Origin of the sequence: Rhodococcus sp. IEGM 1351 (assembly GCF_030056875.1) — a bacterium.
In the GTDB taxonomy this organism is placed as follows: domain Bacteria; phylum Actinomycetota; class Actinomycetes; order Mycobacteriales; family Mycobacteriaceae; genus Rhodococcus_F; species Rhodococcus_F opacus.
On the sequence record NZ_JASHKU010000013.1, the window covers coordinates 142288 to 143784 of the forward strand.

The window sequence follows — 1497 nt, forward strand, 5'->3', positions numbered from 1 at the left end:
GCTGTACGCGTGGGCCCGGTGTGCGTCGATTCGTGATGTTCGTTTCGGAATCGCCATCGACAGGCGACGGTCGGACCGGTCGAGCAGAGTGCGTCCTGCGCTCCCCTGCCTCTGTCCGAGGCTCAGCGGAAGCGTTCGGCCTCACGCGCGAGTTGCACGAGGTCGGCGCACAGGGACTCCACCTCATGGGCCGCCGCACCTTCGGCAACGGCTGTCGCCACGTCCTCGGCGGCACATCGAACCTGGAAAACCCGGTCGACCATGGCGGAGGCTTCCTCCGAGGTGAGCACCACCGCATCGGCGGGGATGCTCGTGCCTTTGACCTGGTTGCGCTGCTCGTACGCGCGCTGCCGGCAGGATTGGCGGCAGTACCGGCGGCGCCGCCCCATCCCCGTCTCGGCCACTTCCCTCCCGCACCACACACAGGAATCGGGTCTGCGGGAGGCGCCGGTCATGGTCAACCACCTTACTGCGCGGCGCCTCGAGGCCCGCCCGGTAAGATGTCGAGGTTGCATCTGCGCGGCGTGCGGGAACCAATCGGGAGGCCGTGGCGTTGTAGATGAGTGTGAACGCTTGGTTCTGGTCCAGGCGTACTCGCGCGGAGACGATCGAGGAGAGGACACAACCATGGCAGATCGCGTACTTCGAGGAAGTCGACTCGGAGCGGTGAGCTACGAGACCGACCGTGACCACGACCTCGCGCCCCGTCGGATGGCCAAGTACCGGTGCGACAACGGTGAGGTGTTCGACATTCCCTTCGCCGACGATGCCGAGATTCCCGGCACGTGGCTGTGCCGTAACGGCCTCGAGGGAACCCTGGTCGAGGGGACTGCGCCCGAGGCCAAGAAGGTCAAGCCGCCGCGTACCCACTGGGACATGCTGCTCGAACGCCGTTCCAAGGAGGAACTGGAGGAGCTGCTGAAGGAGCGCCTCGACCTGCTGAAGGCGAAGCGCCGCGGAGCCTGACACAGGCAACCGAACCGTACGAACGCCGTCTCGGCTCTGCCGGGGCGGCGTTCGCCGCGTCCGGGGAAGTTGCGACCCCGGCTTCGGCGCGGACGGGGTGTTCGACACGGACAAGCTTCTGTTGGTCACTGGGCTGGTCACCGTCTCGACAGGACTCATCCAAGTACTCCGATCTGCTGAACGCGGGCGCGTTACATTCCGAGCACACAAAGCACCGAGCGTCACGCCCCGAACACGCAGTCGAAGAAACCACGTATGACCGACCTCTCGGGCTTCCGTACCATTTGAGAGGTAGGTCACATGACCGCTCTCAATCTACTATTCGGTACCGCGGAGTCAAGGGTTTGGTCTTCTCTTCGGGTAAATCTCACACCTGGGGTATGAAATCGGCACCCCGAAACCACGACCGGTCGGGCGTCCACGATATTCGGGGTGGTCAACCGCTCGTTTTCTGTACAACCACTGCCATTTCGTGGTATTCCCCCATCACCGCCCAAACCAAACCTTCCGGTCTGTCGGGCGGTGCTGCGG

At 64.3% G+C, this 1497-nt stretch carries 2 protein-coding genes; one reads left to right on the forward strand and one right to left on the reverse strand.

The features are described from left to right. Positions 1-122: 122 nt before the first annotated feature. Positions 123-455, reverse strand: coding sequence for a hypothetical protein (locus QM806_RS23000; RefSeq protein ID WP_005246337.1), 333 nt, complete (start codon positions 453-455; stop codon positions 123-125). A gap of 172 nt (positions 456-627) precedes the next feature. Between QM806_RS23000 and QM806_RS23005 the strand changes: the two genes are divergently transcribed. Then, positions 628-966, forward strand: coding sequence for an RNA polymerase-binding protein RbpA (locus tag QM806_RS23005; RefSeq protein ID WP_005255751.1), 339 nt, complete (start codon positions 628-630; stop codon positions 964-966). Positions 967-1497 lie beyond the last annotated feature (531 nt).

What these genes read in the sequence shown, in the direction of transcription:
- QM806_RS23000 (WP_005246337.1), bottom strand. Translation starts at nt 455, where the DNA reads ATGACCGGCGCCTCCCGCAGACCCGATTCCTGTGTGTGGTGCGGGAGG.
- QM806_RS23005 (WP_005255751.1), top strand. Translation starts at nt 628, where the DNA reads ATGGCAGATCGCGTACTTCGAGGAAGTCGACTCGGAGCGGTGAGCTAC.